The sequence below is a fragment of the Rhizobium sp. Root274 genome (assembly GCF_001429245.1).
Lineage (GTDB): Bacteria > Pseudomonadota > Alphaproteobacteria > Rhizobiales > Rhizobiaceae > Allorhizobium.
Genome location: NZ_LMJE01000001.1, coordinates 1374863 through 1388127 on the forward strand (window position 1 = coordinate 1374863; position 13265 = coordinate 1388127).

Here is a 13265-nt window from a genome sequence, read left to right on the forward strand (position 1 = left end):
GTCTTTAATCAATATTTAGGATTGGCGATTCATCTTTGCCGTCGAAGCCAACCCTTTCGCGGCTGGTTGCTTGTGCCCGTGCCTCCATGATGGAGCATGTTCCAGCATTGCGAACGCATCACGCGCCTCCAATGCCGTCATCTTTCATGTGACCCCGAGGTAGCAATGTCCATTTTTTCAATGAAGTCGTTGGCCGCCAAACTAATACTTGTGACGGGTGCCGCCATCGCGACCGTCCTTTTTGTCTCGAACCTCTTCCTCATTCTCCAGACTCGCGAACGCGTCGAAGCCCTGACGATGGCCCAGGCGCAGGCCGAAGCGAAGGCTATCGCCACGGATGTGGCCGGCTCGGTGGGTGAACTCGCAGGCGCTGCCCGATCCATGGCTGGCGTGATCGGACGCGCACAGGAGGGCAAATATCTCGACCGCAAATCCGTCGTCGACGTGTTGAAGGCCAATCTCGAACAGAACGCCTTTGCGTTCGGCAGCTGGTTTGGCGAAGAGCCGAACGCCTTTGACGGCCAGTCACCGAACCTGGCCGGCAACACGGAGACCGGCTCTGCGAAGAATGGCGCATTCAATCCTTACTGGACTAAGAGCAAGGACGGCGGCTTCACCTTCTCGACCTTCGATTCTGGCTACGATGCCGAGTGGTATTCGCTGGCTGCCAAGAGCCGCAAGGGCGCGATCACGCAGCCCTATGCGGAATCGACCACCGGTGAGAACACTGCGATGACCTCGATCGCCTATCCGGTGATGGCAGGCGGCAAGCTGATCGGCGTGAGTGGCGTCGATATTTCGCTTAAAGCCATGGCCGACAAGCTGAACAAGCTCCATCCGTTCGAAACCGGCCGCGTCACGCTGCTCTCGCAGACCGGCAAATGGATCGTCGCTCCGACGCCCGACCTGAAAATGAAGAACTATGACGGCGCCGGTGCAGACCTCGTCAAGTCGTCCCTGACGTCTCTGACCGGCGGCATCGTCAAGAATCTCGGCGAGGGCGACGCCTCCTTCGACCGTGTGGTCTATCCGTTCTCGCTGCCCGACGTGAACGCCAACTGGGTTATCCTCGTGGATGTTCCCCATGCCGCGATCAGCGCGCCGGTGCAGTCGCAGACCTACATGATGATCATCGGCGGCTTCATCGTGCTCTTTGCCGTGATGACCGCACTCTACCTGGCAGTGCGCAGCTTCGTTCGCAAGCCTCTCTCCGGGCTCGTCGACAGCGTCACTGTTCTGAGCACCGGCCGCTATGACGATAGCGTACCGAACCAGGATCGCCAGGACGAAATCGGCATGGTGGCGAAGGCGCTCGACGGGTTCCGCCATCGCCTGGCTGAAAGCCGCGTTTTGGCGGCCGAAGCGGATGCACAGCGCAACGAAGCCGAAGGCGAACGCCGTCGCAACGAGCAGGAACGCACCGCCTCATCGGCGACGCAGCAGCACGTGGTCTCCGCCCTCGGCAACGGTCTGGCTGAGCTGTCGCGCGGCAACCTCACCTTCCGGATTGCCGAGGAGTTTCCCGGGGAATACGCCGCCCTGAAGCGCGACTTCAACGGCGCCGTCGCGACACTCGAACAGGCGATCGCATCGGTCAACACGAGCGTCGTCAACATCAGCGCCGGGACGAGCGAGATTTCGGAAAGTGCAGCCGATCTCTCGAAGCGGACCGAACAGCAGGCCGCCAGCCTCGAAGAAACGGCAGCCGCGCTGAACGAGCTGACGGAGCAGGTGAATTCGAGCGCCGACAATGCCGGCGTTGCGGCCAATACGGTGAGCGTTGCCGTTCAGGATGCGGAGAAATCCGGTGAGGTTGTCCGACGGGCGGTCGCCTCGATGCATGGCATCGAGCAGTCGTCGCTGGAGATCTCGCGGATCATCGGTGTGATCGACGAAATCGCCTTCCAGACGAACCTCCTGGCGCTCAATGCCGGGGTGGAGGCCGCCCGTGCGGGTGAAGCCGGCAAGGGCTTTGCCGTCGTCGCCCAGGAAGTCCGCGAGCTCGCCCAGCGGTCTGCCAATGCGGCCAAGGAGATCAAGGCGCTGATCAACGCATCCGGCGCACAGGTGAAGGACGGCGTCGAGCTGGTCGGCCAGGCCGGCGAAACCCTGCAGAAGATCTCCGATCAGGTCATGCAGATCAACGCCCTGATCCTGCAGATCTCCGCCTCGGCCAGCGAACAGGCGTCCGGCCTCAAGGAAGTCAATTCGGCGGTCAACCAGATGGACCAGGTGACGCAGCAGAATGCGGCGATGGTCGAGGAAACAACGGCAGCCAGCATGGCGCTGCGCAGCGAGTCCGACAATCTGCGGGATCTCGTCGCGCGGTTCCAGGTCAGCGGCAGCGCGCATGCCACGACTTCGCTGCGGAGCACGGCGGAGATCATGCGGCGGCCATCGGGGGCTCCGGTCACGGCGGCGCCCAAGACGCCTGCCTACCAGCCTGCACCGCGCAAAGTCGCCGCCTCCGGCGGTGCGTCATCGGGCGGCGACAGCTGGGAAGAGTTCTGAGACCCTCTGAACTATCTGCTCAAAACCGAGAAAGGGCCGCCAGACTTTGGCGGCCCTTTGCATTTCAGCTCAGGCAATGACATGGGCGGCGCCCTCAGAGGCGGGCGAAACGCTCGATGAGCAGATCGAAGAAACCGTCGGCATCGACTTCGCGCATGACCTGGACATTCGGCTTGCGGCCGGAGACGCGCCACCAATCGACGACGGTCATGCCAACCGTCAGTTCGGACTGCAGCTCGATCTCGACATTGCAGTGCCGCCCGCCGAAGAGCTCCGGCTTCAGGAGGTAGGCGATGACTGTCGGATCATGCAGCGGACCGCCGTCGGAGCCGTATTTTTCCTCGTCAAAGCGCTCGAAGAACTGCAGCCACTCGACCATGGTTGCGGCGGGCTTCGTGCCGATTTCGGCGATGCGGGCGACGCGGGCCTTGGTCGTCATCAGCTGATGGGTAACGTCGAGCGGCATCATGGTGACAGGGATGCCGGAGCCCATGACGGCAGCTGCCGCATGCGGATCGACATAGATGTTGAATTCGGCGGCCGGCGTGATGTTGCCGCCTTCGAAGAAGCCGCCGCCCATCATGACCAGTTCCTTGACGCGTGGCGCAATGTCGGGGGCTTTTTCGAGGGCCAGACCGATATTGGTGAGCGGACCGAGCGTACAGAGCGTGACTGTGCCTGCCGGCTCGCGGCGGATGGTGTCGATGATGAAATCGACGGCATGTTGAGGCCGCACCGTCATCGTCGGCTCGGGGAGAACCGCGCCATCGAGGCCGGTCTTGCCATGCACATGCTCGGCGGTAACGAGGGGGCGTACCATCGGCCGCTCGGCGCCTTCATAGACGGCGCGGTCCTGCTGGCCGCAGAGTTCGCAGACGATGCGGGCGTTGCGGCTCGTATAGGAGAGCGGCACATTGCCGGCGACCGTGGTAATGCCGAGAAGGTTCAGTTCGTCCGGGCTTGCGAAGGCGAGCATAAGGGCCGCTGCATCGTCCTGGCCCGGATCGGTGTCGATAATGATTTTCCGAGGTTCTGTCATGGGGTGTCCTGATGTCGAAAGCGCGAGGCTTGGCGGTCCGGATGGCGTTTGTCAAGCATTCCACCGCTTGTCGCGCCGCGCGAAGCTCCCCATATTCGGGGCGATGGAAACCGGCCTCCTGAGCCGGTGATGCCAAGCAGAGGATAGCATGAGCCGGAGCCGACTGCCCACTGACGGGTTGATCATCACATTCAGTCTCGCCGAGGAGGTTCCCCTTCGCCGGCCAAGAGGCAGTGACGGCTATCCGCCCTATGACATCGAAAGGCTGCCCCCTGAAAAGGGGCAGGACCGGCTGCGAATCACCCTTGCCGTCGCCGGCTTCACCGAAGACGAACTGGATGTGACGGTTGAGGGCGGGCAGCTTTCGATCACCGGCCGGCAGGCGGAGCGCGAGGAGCAGGACTTCCTCTTCCGGGGCATTGCAGCCCGGCAATTCCAGCGCGTTTTCGGGCTGGAAGAGGGTATGGAGGTGACCGGGGCGAGTTTGCGCAACGGCCTGCTTTCGATCGAAATCATCCGCATGGCACCGGTCCATCTGGTAAGGAAAATTAACATCTCCGCCGCACAATGAGGATTGCGGCATGGTTTGCCGCCTCTCCCCCGCATGTGGAGGCTCGGAATGTTAATGAAAGAAGCTTCAGCCCGCCTGACGCAATCCGAACTGGCTCATCTCGGAGCCGGCGAAGTGGGCTATATTCGCAAGATGAAATCGGACGAAGTGTTGCGCTGCTTTCCGGAAGCGCCGGAGATCGATCCGACTCTGGACCTCTGGGCCCTGTTTGCCGCAGACGGCACGCCGATCCTTTTGACAGACAACCGTTCGAGCACCTTCTTCAAGGCAGCCGAAGACGATCTGAAAACCGTTTCGCTGCATTGAGCGAGACGCCAGACTGGATGGTGTCGGCCTCTAACGAGGCTGATCAGCGGCGGATGAAGGTGAGATAGGCCGAGGACCGGCCTTCGCGACGGGCCTTGGCTTCGTAACGCGTACCCGGCCAGCCCTCATAGGGTGAGAGCCAGTCACTGGCATTGCGCGCCGTCCAGTCGAAGCCCCCGTGATCGCGGCAATGCTGCAGCGTCCAGTTGACATAAGTGTCAATATCGGAGGCGAAGCAGAAGGTGCCGCCGGGCTTCAAGACCTTATGGAAACGCTCCAGATTGACCTGCGAGACGAAGCGTCGCTTCCAGTGGCGCTTCTTCGGCCAGGGATCGGCGTAGAGAAGGTCGATCTGGTCGATCTGGCCTTCGGGCATCCAATCCAACAGTTGCACGGCATCATCGTCATAGACGGCGATGTTCTTCAACCCCTCGGCCTCCACGACGGCGAGGAGCTTTGCCATGGAATTGACGAAGGGTTCGACGCCGATGAAGCCGGTGGAGGGATTGGTGCGGGCGCGGTGAACGAGATGCTCGCCACCGCCGAAGCCGATTTCGAGACGGAGCCTTTCGACGGGTACTGGGAAGAGCGATTTCAGGTCAGCAGGAGCCGCCGTACCGAGATCGACCTTGAGCTCGGGCAGGATGGTCTCCATGCGCCCGACCTGCTGCTCGCGCAACGGCTTGCCCTTGCGTCGACCGAAGAATGCCTCGGTCGACCTCGTCTTGCGTTCCGCGTCCGTCATATTGCCTTCAAGCCTTGAGAGCGTCCTTGAGCGGCTTGACCAGATCGAGCTTCTCCCAGGAGAAGGACCCGTCGCGGCCAGCCTTGCGGCCGAAGTGGCCATAGGCTGACGTCTTAGCATAGATCGGCTTGTTCAGGTCAAGATGGCGGCGGATGCCGGACGGGGACAAGTCCATGACCTTGCGGATGGCGGCCTCGACCTCGTCCTCGGTGACCTTGCCGGTGCCGTGCAGGTCGACATAGATCGACAACGGCTGGGCAATGCCGATCGCGTAGGAGATCTGGATCGTGCAGCGATCGGCGAAACCGGCGGCAACGACGTTCTTGGCAAGGTAACGGGCGGCATAGGCGGCCGAACGGTCGACCTTCGTCGTGTCCTTGCCGGAGAAGGCGCCACCGCCGTGAGGCGCTGCACCGCCATAGGTGTCGACGATGATCTTGCGGCCAGTGAGGCCCGCGTCACCATCGGGACCGCCGATGACGAACTTGCCGGTCGGGTTGATGTACCAGGCGCAGTCGTCGGCAATCTTCAATTCGCCGAGCGCTTCCTTGATAAAGGGTTCGACGACCTGGCGGACCTTCTTCGAATCCCAGCTCTCGTCGAGATGCTGGGTCGAGAGAACGATCGAGGCGACTTCGGCCGGCTTGCCGTCGACATAACGGACGGTCACCTGGCTCTTGGCATCAGGACCGAGCTTGCCAACATCCCCTTCGCCCTTCTTGCGGGCGGTCGACAGGAGCTGCAGGATCTTGTGGGCGTAATAGATCGGGGCCGGCATCAGGTCCGGCGTTTCCTTGCAGGCGTAACCGAACATGATGCCCTGGTCGCCGGCGCCTTCGCTGTTGGAGCTATCGGCAGCCTTGTCGACGCCCTGGGCGATGTGAGCGGACTGGGAGTGCAGGAGCACGTCGATCTTGGCGGTCTTCCAGTGGAAACCGTCCTGCTCGTAGCCGATGTCGCGGATCGCCTTGCGGGCGGCGGACTTGAACTTGGCGGGGTTGATGACCTCGTTGCCGTTCTTGTCGGTCTTCATCAGGCTCGGCGGAAGGCGAACTTCACCAGCGATGACGACGCGGTTGGTGGTGGCGAGGGTCTCGCAGGCGATGCGCACTGTCCAGGGATCGACGCCGGTCTTGGCCGCTTCCCGGTAGACGAGATCGACGATCTCGTCGGAAATGCGGTCACAAACCTTGTCCGGATGACCTTCGGATACGGATTCGCTGGTGAAGAGATAGTTGGCGCGCATCGGGATTCCCCTCAAAGTATGGATGGCGGCATCGTTACCCAGTTCAAGTTTCCATGACAAGAACACAACCACATAAATATATCTTTATGTGAGTAAACTTTTCCCTACGGGTCAAAAAAAGCGGCCCGGGGGGACCGCTTTTTTTCGCCAAGTTCGATGACCGATCACTCGGTATCGGCTTCGGCTCCGAGTGCCTTGACCAGATCGACGATCTTGCGGCGGACCTTGGGGTCGGCAATCTTGACGAAAGCCCGGTTGAGCTGCAGGCCCTCGGACGAGGACAGGAAGTCCACGACGTAGTTGGAGCTGGAGGCTTCGGCCATGCCGGTTGACGAAGAAGCATTCTCGCCCGGCGCATCTTCAAAGAAGAAAGAAACCGGGACGGTCAGAATATTTGAAATATTCTGAAGGCGGCTTGCACCAACGCGGTTGGTCCCCTTCTCGTATTTCTGAATCTGCTGGAATGTGATGCCGAGGCTTTCACCAAGCTTCTCCTGGCTCATGCCAAGCATCGTGCGACGAAGGCGAATCCGACTACCCACGTGGATGTCAATCGGGTTCGGCTTCTTCTTGTTCTCGATCATTAATGTCGTCCTGACAAATGTGTTGGCGTTTCGACCATAACCCCATGCCCGCCCAACCATTACGATACGTTGTACCCGTCGTCGATGATCTTCCAGCATACTTTCAGACTCACGGTCGGAGCCACTATGCAATTTTAGGGGTTTTTGGTCAATTCATTCGCCTAATAAAACCCAGACTAGAAATGGACGCCACGAAACCAAGGGATCCCAGGATCAACCAAAAGTTTAGGTTGTGGTCTAAATTGTTCCATTTCGGCACAGAAGCTATGCTCAGGGTTGCATCGACTGCGCCCGATGCGTTCAGAGCCAGGCCGTCCACTACCTCACCATGAGCATCAATCACGGCAGAAATACCATTATTGGCATCACGCAAGAGCGGTACACCGCGCTCCACCGCCCGCAAGCGGGATTGCAGGAAGTGCTGGTAGGGGCCGGGCGTCGCGCCAAACCAGGCGTCATTGGTGATGTTGAGGATGGCGTTTGCGCCCGCTAGATCCGCAGGGATTTCGCCCGGGAAAATCGCCTCGTAGCAGATCAGCGGATAGAAGGAGATGCCCGATGGAAGAGTGAGCGGCGACCGGCTGGCGGCGGGCGAGAAGCCGCCGGGCAGGCTGATCAGTTCTTCAATGCCGAAGCGGCGCAGCACATCCTCGAAGGGCACATATTCGCCGAACGGCGTCAAATGCACTTTGTCACTGGCCGACAGGATCTGACCCTTGTCGTCGATCATGTAGATGGAATTGTAATAGAGCGGCGGCAGGCCCGCGCCGCGTTCCTCGGCACGCACCGCACCCGTGATCAGCACCTGGCCATCCTGAAGCACGTCGCCGATGCGGACCAGGGCATCCGGATTTTCGGTGAGGATGAAGGGTATGGAGGTTTCCGGCCAGACAATTACGTCCGGTCTTTTCCGACCCTCGGGCGGGGGGGCCGATGTGAGCGCCAGGTGTTTCTCAAAGATGCCGACGCGATCGGAATTCTCCATCTTCTGCGCCTGGTCGATGGCCGGCTGAACGAGGCGGACGCTGATCTGCTTCCGCTCTCCCGTGTCTGATGGAGCGAGATAAAGCCGCCAGCCGCCATATCCCAGATGTGCTACCGAGAGGAGTACGGCGATCAGGAGGCCGGGCAGCAAACCCCGGCGGGTGCCGAGCAGAGCGGGTGCGGCAAAGACGAAGACCGACAGTGCCGTCACCCCGAAAAGGCCGAGCACATAGCTCGACTGCATCATCAGCGGCACGGGCATGGCGGCGTAACCGATGGCATTCCAGGGAAAACCAGTGGCGACCGTGCCGCGCAGCCATTCGGCAAGGCCGAAGCCGAAGGCCAGTGCCGCGATGCGGCCCATGCCGTCGGACCATACGAGACGGGCGAGCATGGTGGCAAAGCCGTAGAAGATGGCGAGCATGGCCGGCAGACCGAGGACGGCAAGCGGGATTGCCCAGGCAAAGCCGCTGTCATCGACCAAGAGCGCATTGCCCAGCCACCAGAGACCGGCGACGAAATAGCCGAGGCCAAAGAGCCAGCCGGTGACGAAGGCGGCGCTCAGATTGAGGGTTCCGCTGCGTTCTGGATTCCCAGTCAAGCCATCGAGAAGCCAGACAAGCAGGGTGAAGGAGACGAACATGGCTGCAAAGATGCCGAATGGCGGCATGGCAAGAGCGCCAACAGCACCCGCCAGGACGGCAAGCCCTGCCCGCCGCCATCCTCCGAGCAGCAAAATCCTGCCGGCCAGTCGTTCCATGCACACCCCTCCGCTACCGCGAATCAACCGCCCGGCAGTGTTTCAAACTTCCGTGCGGATGTCGCGGCCTTCACGATGCGGGGCCTTTACGCGCCGGAGGCGGAATTGTCGCCATTCTCAGGGGATGAGGACGTGGCGGCAGGAGAGGCAGTTGCCGCAGCCGCAGGCATACGAACCACATTCGTGGCGGCCGGTAATTCAGGCTCGTCCACGACCGGTGCCGCAGGTGCGGTTGCCTGCCTGCTGCGGCGTAGCTTGGGCTCCGCCTTCGCGGCACGGGGTTTGGCTTCTGCGGGCTGGGCGGGAGGCGCCTTGGCCGGCGCCGACGATTTTGCCGGCGTGCGTGTCTTGCCCGTTTCGACCTCGTCGTTACGGGGTTCGACCTCGCCCTTGGTCGAGCGGCGGCGGGCGGCGGCGCGCTTGCGGGTGACACGGACACGCTTGATGCGGCGGGGATCCGCGTCGAGAATATGGAATTCGAAGCCTGGCAATGCCTGCACGACTTCACCGCGGGCCGGAATGCGGCCAAGCGCGGAGAAGATCAGGCCGCCCAGGGTGTCGACGTCTTCGAGGCGATCCTTGATGTCGAAATCGGGGCCGATCGCCTCGGCGATCTCCTCGAGTTCGACTCGGGCGTCCGCCACCAGCACGTCATCGGAAATGCGGCTGAACATGACTTCTTCATCGTCATGTTCGTCATCGATGTCGCCAATGACCATTTCGACAATGTCTTCATGGCTGACGAGGCCGTCGGTGCCGCCGTATTCGTCGATGACCAGCGCCATTTGGGTGCGGGCGGCCTGCATGCGGCTCATCAGGTCGGAGGCGAGCATGGATGGCGGGACGAAAAGGATCGATCGGATGATGCCGGCCTCGGCGACGGTCTTGGACAGATCGATGCGGGAAAGATCGAAATCGATCTTCGCCTTCGCCGTCTTGTCTGATTTCTCCACCTTGTCGGCGCCGTTTACAGCAGCACGCGCGGGTGCGCGGCGGCGGCTGCGGGCCTGCTTGGTGACATAGGAGAGAAGGTCGCGGATGTGGACCATGCCGCGCGGGTCATCGAGCGTTTCGGCATAAACGGGCATGCGCGAACGGCCGGAGACCTCGAAAATGGTCATCAATTCGCCGATCGTCACGCTTTGGTCCACCGCCTCGATATCAACGCGCGGCACCATGATGTCTTCGACACGCACTTCGCGGAAGCGCAGGATATTGTGCAGCATCGCCCGCTCTTCGGGCGTGAAGGCCTCACCCAGGCTCGCATCCGCCTTCAGCGCGACCGTCAGGTCCTCGCGCAGGCTCGTCGACGACGACGGCTTGATGATGCGGGCGAGACGAGCCCAGAAAGAGGTGGAGTTTCGGTTCGAGCTTTCCGCTCGCGAAGGACTACTGCCCTCGTCGGACGACGGGCCTTCAGGTCCGTCATTGGCCTCAGGGGCCGTTCTTGTCACAAAGTCGCTCATTGGTCCAAACTATCAGATGGGGTCCTGCCCCGCATAGGGGTCAGATAGGCCAAGTTCCGCCAGAATGCGAGTCTCCAGCGCTTCCATTTCCTCGGCGTCTTCGGTTTCGATGTGGTCGTAACCGAAGAGATGGAGGAATCCATGCACCATGAGGTGCGTCAGATGGTCCTCGAACGTCTTGTCGAGTTCGACGGCTTCGCGCTCCACGGTCTCGCGGGCGATGATGATGTCCCCCAGCATCGGGCCGGGCATCTTGCCGGGTGTGAGGGGAAACGCGGGAAAGGACAGAACGTTTGTCGGCTTGTCCTTGTTGCGCCATTCGGCATTGACCTCGCGGATCATTTCATCGTCGGCAAAGACGAGCGAGACTTCCGTCGGCTGCACCGGAAAGGGCTGGTTCTCGACCTCGGCGAGAAAGGTTTCCGCTGCGCCGAGCACGCGGGAGGCCAAAGCCTCCAGCGCCGTCTCGTCGGCCCAGCCGTCTGACTCGACGGCGATCTGTATGTCCAATTGCGTCATATCGGGTCTGGGCGGGCCGTCAGGGATCGGCCTGCTCGCTTTCATCCTGTACCTTGTATTTGGCGTCATAGGCCTGAACGATACGGCCAACCAAGGGGTGGCGCACGACGTCGGTGTCCTTGAAGCGGACGACAGAGACGCCTTCGACGCCCTTCAGTACCTGCAGCGCCTCGACCAGTCCGGAGGTGACTCCGCGCGGCAGGTCGACCTGGCTGGGGTCGCCGGTGATGATCATACGGCCATTTTCACCAAGGCGGGTCAGGAACATCTTCATCTGCATCGAGGTGGTGTTCTGCGCCTCGTCGAGAATGATCGCGGCATTGGCGAGCGTGCGGCCGCGCATGAAGGCGAGCGGGGCGATTTCGATAACGCCGGCGGTGATGGCGCGTTCGACCTTGTCGCCGGGGATCATGTCGTAGAGCGCGTCATAGAGCGGGCGGAGATAAGGATCGACCTTGTCCTTCATGTCGCCGGGCAGGAAGCCGAGGCGTTCGCCGGCTTCGACGGCGGGGCGGGACAGGATGATCTTGTCGACGACGCCACGCTCTAGAAGCTGGGCGGCATGGGCAACCGCGAGGTAGGTCTTGCCGGTGCCGGCCGGGCCGACGCCGAAGACCAGTTCGGCGCGTTCAAGGGCGCGCATATAGGCGTCCTGGGTCGGCGTGCGGGCGGCGATCGTCTTCTTGCGCGTGGAGATCTGGGCCATCGACAACCGGGCCTTGCGCTCGAGGGTCGGCAAGGTCAGCTGGTCGTCCGCTGCGACCGCCATGCGGATTGCACCTTCGACATCAGAGGCCTCCACCGAGCCGCCGCTCTGCAGACGGGCATAGAGGAAATCGAGCGCGCGGCGGGCCTGATTAGTCGCCTGCAATTCGCCAGTGATGGCAACGGAATTGCCGCGGGCATGGGCCTCGATCTGCAGCCGCTGTTCGAGCAGCTTCAGATGCTGGTCAAATTGGCCGAAGAGTTCGCTGGCCAGCCTGTTGTTCTCGAACGTCAAGATGAAGTGATTGGCGTCGGTCGCAGCGGTTTTGATGTTGCGCGAGGGTGAGGAAACCACTTCTGTTGCGTTCAAGCGATCAGGCTCCTGGATCAGGTTAAGGCCCTCACTCTAACCCTCTGCCACCTCGGCAAACAAGCTGTTTGGGCCGGCTGCGGTGATTCGTACCTGTATAATGTCACCGATTTGCGAAGACATTGCATCAAGATTCACAGATTGCAGCCAGGGGGAGCGTCCGATGAGCTGGCCGGGCATGCGGCCGGGCTTCTCAAGGAGCACGTCCATCTGGCGTCCGACCAGGGATTGCATGAAGGCCTGCTGCTGTTCGAGCAGCAACGCCTGGAGGCGCGCCAGTCGTTCGGTCTTCACGTCCTCGGCGACCTGATCTGGAAGATCGGCGCCGGGCGTTCCCGGTCGGGTCGAGTACTTAAACGAATAAGCCTGCGCATAGTTCACTTCGCGCACGAGATTCATCGTGTCTTCGAAATCCTGATCCGTTTCACCGGGAAAGCCGACGATGAAATCGCCAGAGAGCGCAATATCGGGGCGGACGGAGCGGATGCGGTCGATCAGGGCAACGTATTCAGATGCCTTGTGGCGGCGGTTCATCGCCTTCAGGATCCGGTCGGACCCCGACTGCACCGGCAGGTGCAGATAGGGCATCAGCATGCGGAGATCGCGATGCGCCTCGATCAGGCGGTCGTCCATGTCGCGCGGATGGCTGGTGGTGTAACGCAGACGGGCAAGGCCGGGGATTTCAGCGAGCCGGTAGAGAAGATCGCCGAGGCCGATCGCTCTGCCCTTTTCGTCCTCGCCATGCCAGGCATTGACGTTCTGACCCAACAGAGTGAGTTCGCGCACGCCGCTGTCGACGAGGCGACGGGCTTCCGTCAAAAGCTGGGAGAGCGGGCGGGAGACTTCCGAGCCACGGGTATAGGGCACCACGCAGAAGGTGCAGAACTTGTCGCAACCTTCCTGAACAGTCAGAAAGGCCGTGACCGAGCGCGGCTTGCCGATGACCTTGGTCGGATCCGGCAGGTGCTCAAACTTGTCTTCCAGCGCATATTCCGTGTCGACCACGCGCTCGCCCAGACGCGCCTTCTGCAAGGCCTGCGGCAGCCGGTGATAGGTCTGCGGGCCGAGGACCACATCGACTGCGGGCTCGCGGCGGGAGATTTCCTCGCCTTCGGCCTGGGCGACGCAGCCGGCGACGCCGATCATGAATTCCTTGCCTTCGGCGGCCCGGGCCTTCTTATGCTCGCGCAGGCGACCAAGGGCAGAATAGACCTTTTCGGCGGCCTTTTCGCGGATGTGACAGGTGTTGAGGACGACGAGATCGGCGTCTTCCATGACCTCCGTCGGGGCATAACCATCGGCCGCCAGGGCATCGGCCATGCGGCCGCTGTCATAGACGTTCATCTGGCAGCCATAGGTCTTGATGAAGACCTTGCGCGTGTTGGCGCCCGGCGCCTGCTGGTCGGTAAGGGTCACGGTGTCCTGGGTCATGCGGGCTATTTAGTGGTTTTCGGCGCGC

General features: G+C 61.6%; 11 protein-coding genes and 1 pseudogene. 3 read left to right on the forward strand and 9 right to left on the reverse strand.

All coding sequences use genetic code 11. The features are described from left to right. Positions 1-165: 165 nt before the first annotated feature. Complete coding sequence (locus ASE36_RS06780) at positions 166-2511, forward strand: methyl-accepting chemotaxis protein (RefSeq protein ID WP_062276755.1); 2346 nt, start codon at positions 166-168, stop codon at positions 2509-2511. 94 nt (positions 2512-2605) lie between these two features. Here ASE36_RS06780 and ASE36_RS06785 read toward each other — a convergent pair whose 3' ends face one another. Then, positions 2606-3550, reverse strand: coding sequence for a nucleoside hydrolase (locus ASE36_RS06785; protein ID WP_062276759.1), 945 nt, complete (start codon positions 3548-3550; stop codon positions 2606-2608). Positions 3551-3698: 148 nt separating this feature from the next. Between ASE36_RS06785 and ASE36_RS06790 the strand changes: the two genes are divergently transcribed. Together ASE36_RS06790 and ASE36_RS06795 are read left to right on the forward strand one after the other, a co-directional pair. After that, positions 3699-4121 carry an Hsp20 family protein gene (locus ASE36_RS06790; RefSeq protein ID WP_062276762.1) on the forward strand — a complete coding sequence of 141 codons (423 nt, stop codon included), beginning with the start codon at positions 3699-3701 and terminating at the stop codon, positions 4119-4121. Between the two features lie 48 nt (positions 4122-4169). Next, positions 4170-4427, forward strand: a complete 258-nt coding sequence (locus ASE36_RS06795) for a DUF1150 family protein (protein WP_062276764.1) — start codon at positions 4170-4172, stop codon at positions 4425-4427. Positions 4428-4470: 43 nt separating this feature from the next. On the opposite strand, the gene trmB is transcribed toward ASE36_RS06795, so the two are convergent. From trmB to miaB, 8 genes and pseudogenes are all read right to left on the reverse strand, one after another. Then, positions 4471-5172 carry a tRNA (guanosine(46)-N7)-methyltransferase TrmB gene (trmB, locus tag ASE36_RS06800; protein ID WP_062276768.1) on the reverse strand — a complete coding sequence of 234 codons (702 nt, stop codon included), beginning with the start codon at positions 5170-5172 and terminating at the stop codon, positions 4471-4473. 7 nt (positions 5173-5179) lie between these two features. After that, positions 5180-6418, reverse strand: coding sequence for a methionine adenosyltransferase (gene metK, locus ASE36_RS06805; RefSeq protein ID WP_062276771.1), 1239 nt, complete (start codon positions 6416-6418; stop codon positions 5180-5182). A 164-nt stretch (positions 6419-6582) separates the two neighbouring features. Continuing rightward, complete coding sequence (locus tag ASE36_RS06810; protein ID WP_062276774.1) at positions 6583-7002, reverse strand: helix-turn-helix domain-containing protein; 420 nt, start codon at positions 7000-7002, stop codon at positions 6583-6585. 148 nt (positions 7003-7150) lie between these two features. Then, complete coding sequence (gene lnt / locus ASE36_RS06815) at positions 7151-8746, reverse strand: apolipoprotein N-acyltransferase (protein ID WP_062276776.1); 1596 nt, start codon at positions 8744-8746, stop codon at positions 7151-7153. A 320-nt stretch (positions 8747-9066) separates the two neighbouring features. Continuing rightward, positions 9067-10212, reverse strand: a pseudogene (locus tag ASE36_RS06820) (hemolysin family protein); the annotation flags it as partial. Positions 10213-10224: 12 nt separating this feature from the next. Further along, positions 10225-10731 carry an rRNA maturation RNase YbeY gene (gene ybeY / locus ASE36_RS06825; protein WP_062276778.1) on the reverse strand — a complete coding sequence of 169 codons (507 nt, stop codon included), beginning with the start codon at positions 10729-10731 and terminating at the stop codon, positions 10225-10227. Positions 10732-10750: 19 nt separating this feature from the next. After that, positions 10751-11806 (reverse strand): PhoH family protein, encoded by a 1056-nt coding sequence (locus tag ASE36_RS06830; protein ID WP_062276782.1) that lies wholly within the window; start codon positions 11804-11806, stop codon positions 10751-10753. Between the two features lie 36 nt (positions 11807-11842). After that, positions 11843-13237, reverse strand: coding sequence for a tRNA (N6-isopentenyl adenosine(37)-C2)-methylthiotransferase MiaB (gene miaB / locus ASE36_RS06835; protein WP_062276784.1), 1395 nt, complete (start codon positions 13235-13237; stop codon positions 11843-11845). Positions 13238-13265: the final 28 nt, after the last annotated feature.

Bases quoted from the DNA above. Each gene is read 5' to 3' on its own strand.
- ASE36_RS06780 (WP_062276755.1), top strand. From the start codon at position 166: ATGTCCATTTTTTCAATGAAGTCGTTGGCCGCCAAACTAATACTTGTG.
- ASE36_RS06785 (WP_062276759.1), bottom strand. From the start codon at position 3,550: ATGACAGAACCTCGGAAAATCATTATCGACACCGATCCGGGCCAGGAC.
- ASE36_RS06790 (WP_062276762.1), top strand. From the start codon at position 3,699: ATGAGCCGGAGCCGACTGCCCACTGACGGGTTGATCATCACATTCAGT.
- ASE36_RS06795 (WP_062276764.1), top strand. From the start codon at position 4,170: ATGTTAATGAAAGAAGCTTCAGCCCGCCTGACGCAATCCGAACTGGCT.
- trmB (WP_062276768.1), bottom strand. From the start codon at position 5,172: ATGACGGACGCGGAACGCAAGACGAGGTCGACCGAGGCATTCTTCGGT.
- metK (WP_062276771.1), bottom strand. From the start codon at position 6,418: ATGCGCGCCAACTATCTCTTCACCAGCGAATCCGTATCCGAAGGTCAT.
- ASE36_RS06810 (WP_062276774.1), bottom strand. From the start codon at position 7,002: ATGATCGAGAACAAGAAGAAGCCGAACCCGATTGACATCCACGTGGGT.
- lnt (WP_062276776.1), bottom strand. From the start codon at position 8,746: ATGGAACGACTGGCCGGCAGGATTTTGCTGCTCGGAGGATGGCGGCGG.
- ybeY (WP_062276778.1), bottom strand. From the start codon at position 10,731: ATGACGCAATTGGACATACAGATCGCCGTCGAGTCAGACGGCTGGGCC.
- miaB (WP_062276784.1), bottom strand. From the start codon at position 13,237: ATGACCCAGGACACCGTGACCCTTACCGACCAGCAGGCGCCGGGCGCC.